This is a genomic window from Amycolatopsis sp. NPDC054798, from assembly GCF_053611505.1.
On the sequence record NZ_JBSHAM010000004.1, the window covers coordinates 1 to 15,308 of the forward strand.

Here is a 15,308-nt window from a genome sequence, read left to right on the forward strand (position 1 = left end):
CGGGACCCCTGAGGGAATCTGATTCCCTCAGGGGTCCCCTCACGGACTTTCCGGCCGTCTGGCCTCAGGTCAGCGCGAGAGGCAACGTCCTCCGCACCGCCGCCTCGTGCCCGCCATGCAGCGGAACCACCGAAACCCCCTGCGGCACCGGCACTTCCGCCGCCCTCGCCCCGACCCGGATGGTCAGCTCCAGCTTCTCCCGCCCGCCCGGCGTGCGCCGCAGCGTCGCGGACGTAGCGGTGAACGCCGCCCCCGGCACCGCGACCCCGAGCGTCCGGGCGAGGCCCCGGGAAGACCTCGGCGAGTAGCACGCCTGCGTGAGCCCGCCCCACTTCCACGCGCGCCAGAAATCCCCGTCGGACTCCGGGTCCCCGGTCGAAACGCCCAGTGCCACCCGAAGCTCGTTGGTCAGCTCGCCGGCTTCCAGCACCGTCGACGGGTGCCCGGCTTCCGCGAGCGCCACCATCAAGCTCAACGCCGCACTCGCCGTGCTCCGCAACGCCCCCAGTTCGCCGCCGCCGCGCGCGAGGGCGGCGATCGGCGCGTCGTCCGGCCGGTAGCGCACCGCGAGCCAGCGCACCCGGTACACCCGCGAATCCCTTGGCACTGCCCACGTCAGCAGCTGCACGGCGGCCAGCGGGATGTCCGTGCCCTGGAACGCCGTGCGGAGGATGGCCAGCAACTCGTCCGTCGAGGGCTCCCCGGCGCCGGGGGTGAGGCGGACGATCGCACTCCAGTCGCCGTCGACCTCGGCGACGCCGAACCGGTTGCCCGCGCGGTCGACGTGCTGGCGGACCTTGACCGGACCGGCGACGCGAAGCAACGAGTCCGGGCTGTCGCGGCGGCTGTCGTGGCGGCGCAGGCGATGCGCGAGCCACGTCCACGCCCATCCGGCGAAATGCCGTCCGGCGACCCGCACCGACGTCGTCGCCACCAGCAGCCCGGCCAGCGCGGCGACGGTGATCCGCATCGGCTGGGCCAGGCCGTGCACGGTGAACGCGAGCAGGATCGCGAGCGCGGCGATCTCCCATCCGGCCGCCTGCAGCGGACGGATCGGCAGCAGCCACGGCCACGGCGCGGTGCCCGAAATCCCGGCGGTCCCGGGGGCGTGGGCACGGGCATGGGCCGGGGCAGGCGGCGCGGACACGGACAACGCATTCCCCTCTTCCCCGGGCATCGACCCGGCCCCGCGAACGCTAGCGTTCCCGCGCGGGCGCGTGGGCGTAAAAATTACCCTCGTGCGCCTCCTGGGGAGCTGTCTAGCCTGCGCGGGAAGCGATGTGATCTCCAGGGGGCCGGGACAGCGTGTGGACGCAGCGGGACCAGATCCAGGCGTACCAGTTCCTGCGCCGCCGTCTCGTGTCCGCGCTCGTCGCCGCGGACGCCAACCATCCGGTGTCGCCCAGCCGCCGTCTCGTGCTCGGCACGCTGCTCGGCGTCGGCGCGGCCCTGCTCGTGACCGCGGTCTTCGGCGTGATCGGGTTGGTCAGCCCGTCCGGCGGGAAGGACTGGCTGGCCGGCGGCAAGGTGATCGTGGAGGAGGACAGCGGGGCGAGATTCGTGCTCGGCGCGGACGGCGCGGTGCACCCGGTGCTCAATTACGCGTCCGCGCGGCTGCTCGCCGGCGGCAACGGCCATGAGACGGTCACGGTGCCCGCGGAAAAGCTCGGGACGGCCCCGCGCGGAACCCAGATCGGCATCGTCGGCGCGCCGGATTCGTTGCCCAGCACGCTGATCACCACCCCGTGGACCAGTTGCAGCCGCACCACCCAGGACGCGCCCGCTTCGGCGGAACCGCTCGTCGGCGTGCTGCTGGAAGCGGCCGCGTCCGGCACCGAGCTGCCGCGCGATTCGGGCGTGATCGTCCGCGTTCCGCAGGGCAGCCGGTTCCTGCTCGCGGGCGGCCACCGGTACCGGCTGAGCGACGAAGCCGCGGCGGCCCTGCAATTCGACAGCTATCCGACGATCACCGTGTCCGCCCGATGGATCGACACCGTGCCCGCCGGACGAGATCTCGGTGAGATACCAGTCGACGGCGCTGGAAACCGCGGCCCGCGGGTCGGAACGCAGGAAACGCGCGTCGGTCAGGTGCTGTCGGTCGTCGACCCGATGGCCGGGCCCGCCACCGCCTCGACGTACTACCTCGTCCGCCCGGACGGGCTCGAACCCGTCGGCCAGACCGAAGCCGCGCTGCTCGTCACGACCCCGGCGAACGAATCGGCGTACTCAGGCCGTCCGGAACCGGCCCGAGTGCGCGCCGCGGACGTCGCTGGGGTGAAGAAGGTGAGCGAACCCCGTTCCGGCGGCGCGGATCCGGCCGCTTACCCCGACCGGATCCCCGGCAAGGCGCCGATCACCGGCAGCGCGGTGACCCTGTGCGCGCAGAACGGCCGCGTGACGGTTTCGGCGGATCTGCCGGTCCCGGCCGGTGCCCGCGCGCTGCCGGTGCAGAGCCGGACGGACGCCAGGGTCGCGGACGTCGTCTACGTCCCGCCCTCGCGCGGCGCGGTCGCGACCGACGCCGGGTCCGGAACGATTTATCTCGTCACGGACACAGGACGAAAATATCCGGTGGCGAACGGGACGGCGCTCGCTTCGCTGGGCTACGGTGCTGGGTCCGGGCATCCGGTCGCGGGCGGGCTTCTCGCGCTGATGCCGACCGGTCCAGCGCTGGATCCCGCCGTGGCCGGGCAGCCTGCGGGAACGGGGTGAGCGAACCGGTGACCACGACAGCGCAGCGATCCAGCGGCGTAGAGGACCCGGAACCGGAACACCCGGAACCCGCGCCTTCCGGTCGCGTCCAGGTGGCCGTCATCGAAGACCACCCGCTCTACCGCCGCTCGGTGGAACGCGTCCTCATCGAAGCCCCGGACGTCGAACTGGGCGCGGTGGTCGACTCGGTCGCCCGCTTCCACGTCGCGCGCCAGCCGCCCGGGAGCGTCGTCCTCCTCGACCTCGGCCTGCCCGGCGTCGCCGGCGCGGCCGCGGTGCTCGAAGTGGCGGAGCTGGGCCATCACGTGCTGGTCGTGTCCGCGCAAGCCGAACCGGAGACCGTGCTCGCCGCGATCGCCGCCGGGGCCAAGGGATTCCTGTCCAAGGACGTCGACGTCGACGAGCTGCTGATCGCCATCCGCGCGGTCGCGGGCGGCGGCGCGTACGTGTCGGCCGTCGTCGCCGGAATGATCATCAAGGACAACACCGACCGCCCGGTCACGCGGCCGGAAATGGAGCTGTCTCCGCGCGAAGTGCAGGTGCTGCGGCTCGTCGCGGCGGGGGAGCGGGACGTCGACATCGCCCGGATCCTCGGCATCGGCGTCCGCACCGTGCGCGGCTACCTCGACCGGATCCGCGACAAGACCGGCGAACGGCGGCGCCCCGGCCTCGTGAAGGAAGCGATCCGCCGCGGCCTGGTGGGGAAGGAAACAGTGACGTGAAAGCCGACGAGGGGCGGCGCCGGAGCGGACCCATCCAGGTCGGGGTGATCGAAGACCACCCGCTGTACCGGGACGCGGTCGCGCGCGTGCTGAACGAGGCCCCGGACATCGAACTGGGCGCGGTAGCCGACTCCGTGGCCCGGTTCGCGGTGCAGGACCAGCCGAAGGGCAGCGTGGTCGTGCTCGACCTGAAACTGCGCGGCGTCCAGGACGCGGCCGCGGTGCTCGAGGTGGGGCAGATGGGGCACAAGGTGCTCGTGGTGTCCGCACACGCGGAGCAGCCGGAGGTGCTCGGCGCGATGCAGGCCGGGGCCAAGGGATTCCTGTCGAAGGACGTCGACGGGGACGAACTGCTGCGCGCGATCCGGACGATCGCGGAGGACAACGCCTACGTCTCGCCGACGCTGGCCGGGATGATCATCCAGGACAGCGACGAACGGCACGCGGGGCCGAAGATCGTGCTGTCGGAACGGGAAAAGCAGGTCCTGCGCCTGGTCGCGGCGGGGGAGCGGGACGTCGACGTGGCGGAGATCCTGGACATCAGCGTCCGGACCGTGCGGTCGTATCTGGACCGGATCCGGGACAAGACGGGGGAGCGGCGGAGGGCGGGGTTCGTCCGGGTGGCGATCCGGGAAGGGTTGCTGCGCTGAGGTTTCGCCCCAATGCCGCATTGGGTGCGTCAGACGCACCGAACGCCGCATTGGGTGCGTCGCATGCACCCAATGCCGCATTGGGGGTTTCTCAGTAACGAGGGCAGTGTCGACAGGCCCTCCCGGGCTGGGCGGCGCTTCCCCTCACCGGGCCGACAAAACCCGGGTCACAGCCGCCGGTTCGCCAACGCCCCGGTAGCCGTCCGGGCCTTCCCCGCCACCTCCGGCTCGACGTCCACCACCAGCATCTCCGCCCCGGCCCCGGCCTGCGCCTCCACCCGGCCGAACCCGTCTGCCACCAGCGAATACCCGATCCCGGTCGGCGCCTTCGGATTGACCTCCACCCCGGTCACCGCCGGGTCAGCCTGCCCGCAAGCCGCCACCCAGCAGCCCGAGTCCAGCGCCCGCGCCCGCACCAGGACCTCCCACTGCTCCCGCTTCCCAGCCCCCGCACCCCACGAAGCCGGGACCGCCACCACGTCCGCCCCGTCGTCGGCCAGCCGCCGGAACAGCTCCGGGAACCGCAGGTCATAGCAGGTAGCGACCCCGAAAACCGTCCCTTCCGCCGAGAACGTCACGACCTCCGACCCCGGCGCGACGGTGTCCGACTCGGCGAACCCGAACGCGTCGTAGAGGTGGATCTTGTCGTACCCGAGATGCTGCCCCAGCCCGGTGACCAGCAGCGTGTTCCGCACCCGTCCCTCGTCCGCCGGCGTGAACATCCCGGCGATCACCAGCACGTCGTGCTCCGAGGCGATCGCCGCCACCGCCGACGCCCACGGGCCGTCCAGCTGCTGCGCCACCGGGGCGAGCGGGCGGCCGAACCGGGCCATCGCCGCCTCCGGGAACACCACCACTCGCGCGCCTTCGGCAGCCGCGGCCTCCACGCCGGAGCGAACCGCTTTCAGGTTTTCTTCCGGGTCGTCGCCCGAGTTGAGCTGGCACAACGCGATCCGGGGCACACGAGCCTCCCTGGTCCGGGGACAGCGGGTCGTCACCGAGTATCCCTGCCGGGCGTGCGCGGGCCACCTCGTACCCTGGTGTCCATGTTGAACCGCACCGACCTGCGCGGGCAGGTCCCCTCCGCTGCCGAACTCCGTGCCGCGCTTCCGCGCGCCGAGTACGACGTGGACGCGGCGCTGCATCAGGTCCGGCCGGTGGTCGAGGCTGTCCGGGACCGCGGGGTCGAGGCGGTCCTCGAGTTCACCGAGCGGTTCGACAAGGTGCGCCCGGAGACGGTCCGGGTGCCCGCCGAGGAGCTGGCCAAGGCGCTGTCCGAGCTGGACCCGCAGGTCCGCGCCGCGCTGGAGGAGTCCATCAAACGCGCCCGCAAGGTGCACGCCGACCAGCGCCGCCAGGACGTCACGACGCAGGTCGTCCCCGGCGGCACGGTCACCGAGCGCTGGGTGCCGGTCGAGCGCGTCGGCCTGTACGCGCCGGGCGGGCTGGCGGTGTACCCGTCGACCGTGGTGATGAACGTCGTCCCGGCGCAGCTGGCGGGCGTGCGCTCGCTGGTCGTGTGCTCGCCGCCGCAGGCCGCGTTCGGCGGGCGGCCGCACCCGACGATCCTGGCCGCGGCCGCGCTGCTCGGCGTGGACGAGGTCTGGGCGGTCGGCGGCGCGCAGGCGGTCGCGCTGGTCGCCTACGGCGGCGTCGACACCGACGGTGCCGAGCTGGCCCCGGTGGACATCGTGACCGGGCCGGGCAACATCTTCCTCACCGCGGCCAAACGCCTGGTCCGCGGCGTGATCGGGATCGACTCCGAGGCGGGCCCGACCGAGATCGCGATCCTCGCCGACGAGACCGCCGACCCGGTGCACGTCGCCGCCGACCTGATCAGCCAGGCCGAGCACGACCCGCTCGCCGCGAGTGTCCTGGTGACCACGTCGGAGGAGCTGGCCGACGCGGTCGAGCGCGAGCTGGCTGCCCGCGTCCCCGCGACGAAGCACTCCGAGCGGGTCGGCGAGGCGTTGGGCGGCAAGCAGTCCGGCGTCATCCTGGTGTCCACTGTGGACGACGGACTGCGCGTGGTGGACGCGTATGCCGCCGAGCACCTGGAAATCCAGACCGCGAACGCCCGCGAGGTGGCCGCGCGGGTGCGCAACGCCGGAGCGGTTTTCGTCGGCGCGTACGCCCCGGTTTCGCTGGGCGACTACTGCGCGGGTTCGAACCACGTGCTGCCCACCGGCGGGTTCGCCCGGCACTCCTCGGGCCTGTCGGTGCAGAGCTTCCTGAAGGGGATCCACGTGGTGGACTACTCCGAGGACGCCCTGCGCGAGATCGCTCCGCGCGTCGTCGCGCTCGCGGACGCCGAAGACCTGCCCGCGCACGGCGAAGCCGTCACCGCACGTTTCGAAGGAGACGGCCGATGAACGAAGCGACCCCCGGCGGCGAGGTCACCCTCGCCGAACTCCCGCTGCGCGAAGACCTGCGGGGCCGCACCCCGTACGGCGCGCCGCAGCTGGACGTCCCGATCCGGCTCAACACCAACGAAAACCCGTACCCGCCGCCGCCCGAGCTGGTCGACGACGTCGCCGAGGCGGTGCGCGCCGAAGCCGCGTCGCTGCACCGGTATCCGGACCGCGACGCGGTGGCGTTGCGCACCGATCTGGCGGACTACCTCACGGTGTCCACGCGGGTCGTGCTGTCCGAGGCCAACGTGTGGGCGGCGAACGGGTCGAACGAGATCCTGCAGCAGATCCTGCAGGCGTTCGGCGGCCCCGGCCGCACCGCGCTGGGCTTCGAGCCGTCGTACTCGATGCACCCGATCATCGCGACCGGCACGCGCACCGACTGGCTGCCGGTGCCGCGCCGCGCGGACTTCTCGCTCGACACCGAGCGGGCGGCCGAAGCGGTCGCCGAGCGGAAACCGGACATCGTGTTCGTGACCAGCCCGAACAACCCCACCGGCGGATCGATCCCGCTGGACCAGCTGCGCGGCGTGCTCGACGCGGCCCCGGGGATCGTCGTGGTGGACGAGGCGTACGCGGAGTTTTCCTCGCAGGCCAGCGCGATCGAGCTGATCGCGGAGTACCCGGCGAAGCTGATCGTGTCGCGCACGATGAGCAAGGCGTTCGCCTTCGCCGGCGGACGGCTGGGCTACCTCGCCGCCGCACCGGCCATTGTGGACGCTCTGCAGCTGGTCCGGCTGCCGTATCACCTTTCCAAGATCACCCAGGCGGCCGCCCGCGCCGCCCTCCGGCACGCCGACGCCACCCTCGCGTCGGTGCACCGGCTCTCCGCCGAACGCGACCGCGTCGTGGAAGCCTTGCTGGGCTTGGGATTCACCCCGGTGCCGAGCGACGCCAACTTCGTCCTCTTCGGACAGTTCAGCGACGCGCCGGCCAGCTGGCAGTCCTATTTGGACCACGGAGTGCTGATCCGGGACGTGGGCATCGAGGGGCACCTGCGGGTGACCATCGGCACCCCGGAGGAGAACGACGCTTTCCTGGAAGCGAGTAAGGAAGTCAAGCGATGAGCCGCGTCGGCAAGGTGGAGCGCACCACCAAGGAGTCGTCCATCCTGGTCCAGCTGGACCTCGACGGGACCGGGCAGGTGGAAATCGCCACCGGCGTGCCGTTCTACGACCACATGCTCACCGCGTTCGGCGTGCACGGCTCGCTGGATTTGAAGGTCGAGGCGACCGGCGACGTCCACATCGACGCGCACCACACCGTCGAGGACACCGCGATCGTGCTGGGCCAGGCGCTGCGCCAGGCCCTCGGCGACAAAAGCGGCATCCGCCGCTTCGGCGACGCGTGGATCCCGATGGACGAAACGCTCGCGCACGCCGCGATCGACGTCTCCGGCCGCCCGTACTGCGTGCACGTTGGAGAACCGGAGCAGTTCAACACCTTCACCATCGGCAACAACTACCCGTTCGTCCTGACCCGGCACGTGTTCGACTCGCTGGCCTTCCACGCGCAGATCGCGCTGCACGTCCGTGTCGTGCACGGCCGCGACCCGCACCACATCGCGGAGGCGGAGTACAAGGCCGTGGCGCGGGCCCTGCGGGCGGCGACGGAACCGGACCCGCGGGCGGGCGGGATTCCGTCCACGAAGGGCGTGCTGTAGCGGTTCGAGGGGGCGCGGCACCGCGTTTGCTTGTCCGGCGGCGGCTCAGCTTCCGCCGGGCAAGTGGTCGCGCTGGTCCCGTTGCGCGGGCAGAAGGAACGCGAGCGCGGCGACCAGCGCCATGAACGCGGTGATCACCGGAAGTCGAGTCCGTAGTCGGCGGCGGGCTTCCGGGAGCCTGCGTCCGGCTCAGCTTCCGCCGGGCAAGTGGTCGCGCTGGTCCCGTTGTGCGGGCAGGAGAAACGCCATCACCGCGACCAGCACCATAAGCACAGTGATCACCAGGAACACCAGCCCGTAATCCGACGCGAGGGCCTCCGGGGCCGGGCTGTGCGGTGCGGCGACGGTGACCAGCACGGCGAGGCTGAGGGCTCCGCCGACCTGTTTCGTGGTGTTCATCAGCCCGGAAGCCGCCCCGGCCTCGGATCTGGCCACGCCCGAGGTGACCGCGGCCGTGCTCGGGGTGGTGAGCAGTCCGCCGCCGATCGCGAACACGATGGCGGGGCCCAGGATCCCGGCGAGATAACCGCTGCCGGGGGTCAGCTGGCTCTGCCAGGCGAATCCGGCCGCGGCGATCAGCGCACCCGCCGCGATCAGCAGCCGTCCGTCGACGCGCCGCATCAGGCGCGGGGTCAGCCGCGCGCCCACGAGAATGGCGACCAGAGTGTGCGGAAGGAACGCGAACCCGGTCTGCACCGGCGAGTACCGCAGCACGTTCTGCATGGACAGGGTGAGGAAGTACCACAACGGATTCAGGCACGCGCCCGTCAGCAGCATCACGGCGTTCCCGCCGGAAACCGCGCGAATCCGGAACAACCGCAACGGAATCAGCGGAGTTTCCGCGAACCGTGCTTCGACGAGAACGAACAGCCCGAGCAGCACCGCGCCGAGGGCGAGACCGGCGATCGCGGACGGAGCGGCCCAGCCGGTGCTGCCCGCTTGGGAGATGCCGTAAGCCAGCGCCGCCAGCCCGGCCGTGGCCAGAACCGCGCCGGGAACATCGAGTTTCCGGCGTTGCGCGCCGTCGCGGTCGCGGGGCACGAACCGGACCGCCAGCACGATCGCGACCAGGCCGATCGGGACATTGATCAGCAGCGTGGACCGCCACGACAGGTACTCGGTCAGCACCCCGCTGAGCAGGTTCCCCGCCGTTCCGCCCGCGACCCCGACCGCGGTCCAGGTGGCCAGCGCGCGCGTGCGTGCGGCTCCTTCGGGGAAGGTCGCGGTGAGGATCGTCAGCGTCGCCGGGGCCAGCACCGCGGCACCCAGCCCCTGTCCCGCACGGGCGGCGATCAGCAGCCCGGCCGAGTTCGCCAGGCCCCCGGCCAGGCTCGCCGCGACGAACACCGCCAGTCCAGCGGCGAACACCCGCTTGCGGCCGAACAAGTCCGCCAGCCGCCCGCCCAGGAGCAGCAGCCCGGCGAAGACCAGGGCGTAGGCGTTGGCCACCCACTGCTGGCCCGTCGCGCTCAGCTCCAGCGCCCGCTGGATCGAAGGCAGCGCGACATTCACCACCGAAATGTCCAGCACCACCATGAACTGCGCCGCGCACGCCAGCGACAACACGACCCGCGACGCTGCGCCGGCCCGCACGTCCGGCGCGACAGCACCCCACTGGCTCATCGACCAGTCGCCCCCATTTCCTGATACAGCCGTACCATATACAGCTGTACCATAATTTCGCCGCCGTCCGGGAAGGGATTACGCAGTGCCGCGAACCGTCGACCACGCCGAACGCCGTGCGCACATCGCCGACGCACTCGTCCGCGTCGCCGCTCGCGACGGCCTGCACGCGGTCACCATGCGTGCGGTCGCGGACGAAGCCGGGGTGTCACTGCGCTTGGTCCAGTACTACTTCGAGACCAAAGCCCAGCTCATGATCGGTGCGCTGCGCCATCTCGAAACCGAGAGCCGCCGACGCTGGGCCGGCCGCCTCGCCGAACTGCCCGACCCCGCACCGCCGCGGGCGTTCGTCGAAGCGTTCCTGGCCGAAGCACTGCCCACCGACGAACAAAGCCGCGTCCTCCACCTCGTCGGCTCCTCCTACGCCGCACTGGCCATGACCGACCCCGAACTCGTCGCCGAACCGTTCGTCCACGGCATCGACGACCTCGACCGGCAACTGGCCGACGCCCTCCGCCAGGCCCAAGCCGACGGACAACTCGTCCCCGGGCTCGACCCCGCCCTCGAGGCGGCGCGGCTGCTCAGCCTCAGCCACGGTCTCGGCACCAGCGTCCTGCTCGGGCAGCGAACCCCACAGGCAGCGACCGAGATCGTGAACTACCACCTCGATCTTTTGTTTCGCTGAAAGTTCCCGCGCAAGGTGCTGAGGGGCCAGTCGCCGGCGGCTCACACGTGGAACACTGTGCGCGGCGCGGCGTAAGCCACCGGTCCGGAAAAGTGTTCTGCGGCTAGGCGAACCGCGTCGCGTGCGGTGACTGTGTGGCCGAGATGCGTGAGCACCAGCCGCGCCGCTCCGGCGGCCGCGCGGCCCGCCTCCGCCGGGGTCAGATGCTCCGCGGACGGCTCGACGCTGTCCGCCTCGCACAAGAACAAATCCGTTCCCTCCGCCAACGCCGAAAGCGCCGCGCACGGCCCGGTGTCCCCGGAGTACGCGAAAACCCTTGCCCCGTCAGTGATCCGCACCCCGAACGCCGGAAACCCGTGCGACACAGCCACTGTCTCCAGCCGCAGACCTCCGACCCGGGTCCGATGTCCGTCGTGCAGCTTCCGGACCGCGAACGCCTCCTCGATCGGCGCACGGCCGGTGTTGCTGAGGAACGCGGAGATCCGCGCCGCGGTGCCGGGCGGGCCGTACAACGGAATCGGCCGCCGCGGTCGCAGATTCGCGAACAACAGCGCGTATACCGCGGGCAGCAGATCCGCGACGTGGTCCGCGTGCAGATGGGAGATCCAGATCGCGTCCAGTTCCGCCGGCGAGACGTGTTCCTGCAGCGCGGCGAGGGTGCCCGGACCGGCGTCGACCCAGATCGCGGTGTCGTCGTGGCGCACCAGGTACCCGGAGCAGGGCGCGTCCGGGCGCGGGTACGGCGTCGCGCTGCCCAGTACCGTCACGGTGAAGGCCATGTGGCACGCTAACCCCTGTGAGCAAAGAGCTGATCGCGGTCCTGCTGCTGGCCCTCGGCGGCTTCCTGGCCGGCGGGGTCTACTCGCTGTGGAAGACCGCGAAGTTCTTCGCTGTGGTGCTGGGCATCGCGGCGGTGCTGGCGATCGGCGGGGCCATCGCCTGGCTCGTCAGCTGACCAGCTCGGCTCCTGTTGACCAGCTCGGTTCCAGCTGGCGAATTCTGCTCCGCCTGGCGAACTCGGCTCCAGTTGAAGAACTTGGCTCCGGCTGGCCAGCTTGGCTCTAGCTGGCCAGTTCGGCTCCGGCTGACCAGCGCGGCTCAGCTGGCCAACTCAGCTCCAGCTGGCCAACTCGGCCCCACCTGATCAACCCGGCCCCAGCTGACCAACTCGGCCCCTACCGCTCCAACGGCTGGTAAATGCACTCGCCGATCGTCGCGTGCTTCTTCCACCCCAACGTCTCGTACAGCGCCCGCCCGGCGTCCGTAGCCCCGAGAACGCCGAGGACCGCACCGTCCGCGATCGCGCGGTCGGCGAGCGAGCGCATCACGAACCCGCCCAGCCCGCGCCGCCGGTGCGCCTCCTCGGTCACCACCCGGTCCACGATCACCGCGTCGCCGACCGCCGCCATCTGGCCTTTGGCCGCCTGCTCGCCCGTCGCGTCCAGCACCCGCAGGAACGTCACGGCCCCGCTGGTCTCCGCCGTCACCGTGTACCCCTCCGGCGCGACCGGGTTCGTGGCCAGCAGATCCGTCGCCATCAGATGCCCGGTGTGCTCCCAGGCGACCACCCAGCCGTCCGGGATCCACGGTTCCAACGTCTCCGGTTCGGCGGGGGCCTTCAGCCACGTCCGAGGTTCACTGACCGCGCCGGCAGCGGCGCGGACCAGCGACTCCTCAGCTTCCGGCAGCACGTGCCTGCCCGTTTCCGCGGGATTGTCCGGGACCTCGACGTACAGCCCCCACGGCTTCTCGACCGGCGGCGGCGTCCGCCGCGACAAGGCCCATCCCGCTACCCAGGTCCGTACCGTTTCCTCGATCATCATGCCCCCAGTGGTCATGAGGCGATGGTACGAACCGGTACCGACAAAAATCAGACCCGCGTCAGCTCGCGCTCGTCATCGCCGGGAGTGCCGAGCTCGCGGACGAGGCCCTCGCCCTCGACGTCGACGTTCGGCAGGATCCGGTCCAGCCACTTCGGCAGCCACCACGCACCGCGCCCGAGCAGCGACATCACCGCGGGCACGATCGTCATCCGGATCACGAACGCGTCCACCAGCACGCCGAAGGCCAGCGCGAAACCGATCGACTGGATCAGCGTCGATTCGGCGAGCACGAACCCGGCGAACACCGAGATCATGATCAGCGCCGCGGCCACGACGACCCGCGCGCCGTGCCGGAACCCGGTCACCATCGCCTCCTGCGGTTCGGCTCCGTGCACGTGTTCCTCGCGCATCCGGGTCACCAGGAACACCTGGTAGTCCATCGCGAGCCCGAACAGGACCCCGATCAGCAGGATCGGCAGCATGCTCATGATCGGGCCGGTCGAGGCGACGCCGAGCAGATCGGTCAGCCAGCCCCACTGGAACACCGCGACCACCGCGCCGAACGTCGCGACCACCGAGCCGAGGAAGCCGAGCGTCGCCTTCAACGGCACCACGACCGACCGGAACACCAGCATCAGCAACAGGAACGCCAGTCCGACGATCAGCGCGAGGTAGGGCAGCATCGCGTCGGACAGCTTCTGCGACACGTCGATGTTGGCCGCGGTCTGGCCGGTCACCGCGAGGCTGCCGCCGGTGTTTTCCTGCAGCGGCGCGGATTGCGCGCGGATCGCCGCCACCAGGTCTTCGGTCTGCGTGCTGCTCGGGCCGCTCTTCGGGATCACCGTCAGCAGCGCGGTGTCCCCGGCCGGGTTGACCCGCGGCGGCGTCACGGCGGCGACGTCCGGCAGCTTGCCGATGTCCGCCGCGGCCTGCTTCAGCGCGGCCGGGTTGTGGTTCGGGCCGGTGTCGACGACGACCAGCAGCGGGCCGTTCGCGCCCTCGCCGAAGCCCTTGCTGACCAGGTCGTACGCCTTGCGCTGGGTGGTTTCCGGCGCAGCGGTCGAGTCGTTGGGCAGGCCGAGCTGCATGCTCAGCGCCGGGATCGCGACCACGGCCAGTCCGACGAGCGCGGTCAGCAGCACCGGAACCCGGTGCCGCGCAACGAAACGCGCCCAGCGCTCGCCGTGCGTCGGGCCTTCGGTGCGGCGGCGCACCCGGATTTTGCTGTTGCCGACGCGGGCGCCGGCGAACCCGAGCACGGCGGGCAGCAGCGTCAACGCGATGAGCACCGCGACCACGACCGTCGCCGCGGCGGCGACGCCCATCTGGCCGAGGAACGGGATGCCGACGACGGTGAGCCCGGCGAGCGCGATGATCACGGTGAGCCCGGCGAACACCACGGCGGAGCCCGCGGTGCCGACAGCTCGGCCGGCGGCCTCCTCGGGTTCGCGGCCCTCGGCCAGTTCGTGCCGGTACCGGGAAACGATGAAGAGCGCGTAGTCGATGCCGACCGCGAGGCCGATCATCAGCGCCAGCACCGGGGTGTTGGAGTTCAGCTCCATCGAGCCCGACGCCAGCATGATGCCCGCCATCCCGACGCCGACCCCGATCAGTGCGGTGAGCAGCGGGATGCCGGCGGCCAGCAGCGAGCCGAAGGTGATGATCAGGACGACCGCCGCGACCGCGACGCCGAGCCCTTCGGTGGCCCCGGTCGCCGGGATGCCCTGCACCGCGTCGCCGCCGTACTCGACCTGATATCCCAGCTGCTTCGCGTGGTCGCCGGTGGCGAGCAGCGCCTCGCGGTCGGAGTCGCTGAGTTCGAAGCCCTTGACGTGGTAGCTCACCTGCGCGAGCGCGACCCGGCCGTCGGGGGAGACGGACTTCGCCTGGAACGGGTCGACGACCGCGGCCACCTTCGGCGCGGACTTCAGCTTGCCCACCACGGCCTCGACAGCCGCCTGGCCCGCCGGATCGGTGACCTTCTGCCCGTCCGGCGCGGCGATCGCCACGCGTGCGGTGCCGCCGCCCGCCGCGGCCTGCGGGAAGTGCTCGGCCAGCCGGTCGATCGCCTGCTGGGATTCGGTGCCGGGGATGGTCACCGAATCGGACAGCTTGCCCGACAGCGTGAGCGCGCCCGCGCCCAACGCCGCGAGGACAAGCGCCCAGACCGCCGCTACGAGGGCCCGGCGGCGGAAGGACAGCCTGCCGAGCCGGTACAGGAAAGGTGCCACGAGTCGTCTCCGTTTCGCGCCCGAAGCGGGCTTTCCGCACTGGAATCGCCCTTTCGAAGCTAGCCGTTCGGCAAGGAGCTGCCAAGCCGATCGGCTAGGATGTGACTAGCCGCACGGCAAGTGTCGGACTAGTCGCCCGGCTAGTACCATGATGTGCTGCGGAGCGGCGCACTCCGCTTGACGAGGAGGGCGCGATGACGACCGTCGAACCGGTCGCGGACACCCGGACCAGGCTGCTCGCCACTGCGCTGCAGCTGTTCTCCGAGCACGGCGTGGAGGGCACGTCGCTGCAGATGATCGCCGACGAGCTCGGCGTCACCAAGGCCGCCGTCTACTACCACTTCAAGACGAAGGCGGAGATCACCGAGGCGGTCGCGGAGCCCGGCATCCGGGAACTGGACGAACTGGTCGTCGAGGCGGCGAAGCACCGGCGGCACGGTGCGCGCGTGGACCATCTGCTGGACGGTTTCGTCGATCTCGTGGTGCGGCACCGGGTGCTGGTCGCGCTGTTCTCCAGCGATCCGGGCATCGACGCGGCGCTCGCGAAATCGAGGCACGGCGTCGAAGGGTTCAAACAGGCGCTGATCTCGATCGTGGCCGGGGGACCGGAGCTGGACGTGACCGCTCGCGTGACGGCGATCGTGGCGTTCACCGGCATCGCGATGGCGGGCGGAGCGCCCGATCTGGCCGAGGTGGACGACGAAACCCTGCGCCGGGAACTGGTCGACGTGGGCAGGCGGCTGCTCGGGCGGCCGCGCCGCCGGGTCTGCTGAGCATTTCCAATATTT

At 71.3% G+C, this 15,308-nt stretch carries 15 protein-coding genes; 9 read left to right on the forward strand and 6 right to left on the reverse strand.

The features are described from left to right. Nucleotides 1-64: 64 nt before the first annotated feature. Nucleotides 65-1,177 carry a type VII secretion protein EccE gene (locus ACWGIC_RS03840; RefSeq protein WP_452074378.1) on the reverse strand — a complete coding sequence of 371 codons (1,113 nt, stop codon included), beginning with the start codon at nt 1,175-1,177 and terminating at the stop codon, nt 65-67. Between the two features lie 128 nt (nt 1,178-1,305). Here ACWGIC_RS03840 and eccB point away from each other — a divergent pair, with 128 nt between their 5' ends. The 3 genes from eccB to ACWGIC_RS03855 all read left to right on the forward strand — a co-directional run bounded on the left by eccB (nt 1,306) and on the right by ACWGIC_RS03855 (nt 4,084). After that, entirely contained in the window at nt 1,306-2,712 is a 1,407-nt protein-coding gene (gene eccB / locus ACWGIC_RS03845; RefSeq protein ID WP_452074379.1) for a type VII secretion protein EccB, read from the forward strand. A gap of 92 nt (nt 2,713-2,804) precedes the next feature. Further along, the gene (locus ACWGIC_RS03850) at nt 2,805-3,434 is read left to right on the forward strand and encodes a response regulator (RefSeq protein WP_452074537.1); all 630 of its coding nucleotides are present in this window, start codon (nt 2,805-2,807) and stop codon (nt 3,432-3,434) included. Further along, nucleotides 3,431-4,084 carry a response regulator gene (locus ACWGIC_RS03855; protein WP_009074915.1) on the forward strand — a complete coding sequence of 218 codons (654 nt, stop codon included), beginning with the start codon at nt 3,431-3,433 and terminating at the stop codon, nt 4,082-4,084. The genes ACWGIC_RS03850 and ACWGIC_RS03855 overlap by 4 nt, the downstream gene beginning before the upstream one ends. A gap of 167 nt (nt 4,085-4,251) precedes the next feature. Here ACWGIC_RS03855 and ACWGIC_RS03860 read toward each other — a convergent pair whose 3' ends face one another. After that, the gene (locus ACWGIC_RS03860) at nt 4,252-5,046 is read right to left on the reverse strand and encodes a carbon-nitrogen hydrolase family protein (protein ID WP_452074380.1); all 795 of its coding nucleotides are present in this window, start codon (nt 5,044-5,046) and stop codon (nt 4,252-4,254) included. Between the two features lie 84 nt (nt 5,047-5,130). Between ACWGIC_RS03860 and hisD the strand changes: the two genes are divergently transcribed. The 3 genes from hisD to hisB are packed head-to-tail and all read left to right on the forward strand — an operon-like array spanning nt 5,131 to nt 8,158. Beyond that, entirely contained in the window at nt 5,131-6,456 is a 1,326-nt protein-coding gene (gene hisD, locus ACWGIC_RS03865) for a histidinol dehydrogenase (protein WP_452074381.1), read from the forward strand. Then, nucleotides 6,453-7,562: a histidinol-phosphate transaminase gene (locus tag ACWGIC_RS03870; protein ID WP_452074382.1), complete on the forward strand. Its 1,110-nt coding sequence runs from the start codon at nt 6,453-6,455 to the stop codon at nt 7,560-7,562. The genes hisD and ACWGIC_RS03870 overlap by 4 nt, the downstream gene beginning before the upstream one ends. Continuing rightward, nucleotides 7,559-8,158, forward strand: coding sequence for an imidazoleglycerol-phosphate dehydratase HisB (hisB, locus tag ACWGIC_RS03875; protein WP_452074383.1), 600 nt, complete (start codon nt 7,559-7,561; stop codon nt 8,156-8,158). The genes ACWGIC_RS03870 and hisB overlap by 4 nt, the downstream gene beginning before the upstream one ends. A gap of 189 nt (nt 8,159-8,347) precedes the next feature. Here the strand turns inward: hisB and ACWGIC_RS03880 are convergent, their stop codons facing one another. Next, a complete protein-coding gene (locus ACWGIC_RS03880) occupies nt 8,348-9,781 on the reverse strand; it encodes an MFS transporter (RefSeq protein ID WP_452074384.1) in 1,434 nt (477 codons plus the stop codon). 85 nt (nt 9,782-9,866) lie between these two features. On the opposite strand from ACWGIC_RS03880, the gene ACWGIC_RS03885 reads away from it, so the two are divergent. Beyond that, nucleotides 9,867-10,466 (forward strand): TetR/AcrR family transcriptional regulator, encoded by a 600-nt coding sequence (locus ACWGIC_RS03885; protein ID WP_452074385.1) that lies wholly within the window; start codon nt 9,867-9,869, stop codon nt 10,464-10,466. Nucleotides 10,467-10,507: 41 nt separating this feature from the next. On the opposite strand, the gene ACWGIC_RS03890 is transcribed toward ACWGIC_RS03885, so the two are convergent. Next, nucleotides 10,508-11,245, reverse strand: a complete 738-nt coding sequence (locus ACWGIC_RS03890) for an MBL fold metallo-hydrolase (protein WP_452074386.1) — start codon at nt 11,243-11,245, stop codon at nt 10,508-10,510. A 17-nt stretch (nt 11,246-11,262) separates the two neighbouring features. Here ACWGIC_RS03890 and ACWGIC_RS03895 point away from each other — a divergent pair, with 17 nt between their 5' ends. Continuing rightward, on the forward strand, nt 11,263-11,421 hold the full coding sequence (locus ACWGIC_RS03895) for a hypothetical protein (RefSeq protein ID WP_162836028.1): 159 nt from the start codon (nt 11,263-11,265) through the stop codon (nt 11,419-11,421). Nucleotides 11,422-11,641: 220 nt separating this feature from the next. Here ACWGIC_RS03895 and ACWGIC_RS03900 read toward each other — a convergent pair whose 3' ends face one another. Continuing rightward, nucleotides 11,642-12,304 (reverse strand): GNAT family N-acetyltransferase, encoded by a 663-nt coding sequence (locus ACWGIC_RS03900; RefSeq protein ID WP_452074387.1) that lies wholly within the window; start codon nt 12,302-12,304, stop codon nt 11,642-11,644. Nucleotides 12,305-12,336: 32 nt separating this feature from the next. Beyond that, nucleotides 12,337-14,520, reverse strand: a complete 2,184-nt coding sequence (locus ACWGIC_RS03905) for an MMPL family transporter (RefSeq protein WP_452074388.1) — start codon at nt 14,518-14,520, stop codon at nt 12,337-12,339. A gap of 194 nt (nt 14,521-14,714) precedes the next feature. Between ACWGIC_RS03905 and ACWGIC_RS03910 the strand changes: the two genes are divergently transcribed. Beyond that, nucleotides 14,715-15,293, forward strand: a complete 579-nt coding sequence (locus ACWGIC_RS03910) for a TetR/AcrR family transcriptional regulator (RefSeq protein ID WP_452074389.1) — start codon at nt 14,715-14,717, stop codon at nt 15,291-15,293. The last annotated feature ends 15 nt before the right edge of the window (nt 15,294-15,308 follow it).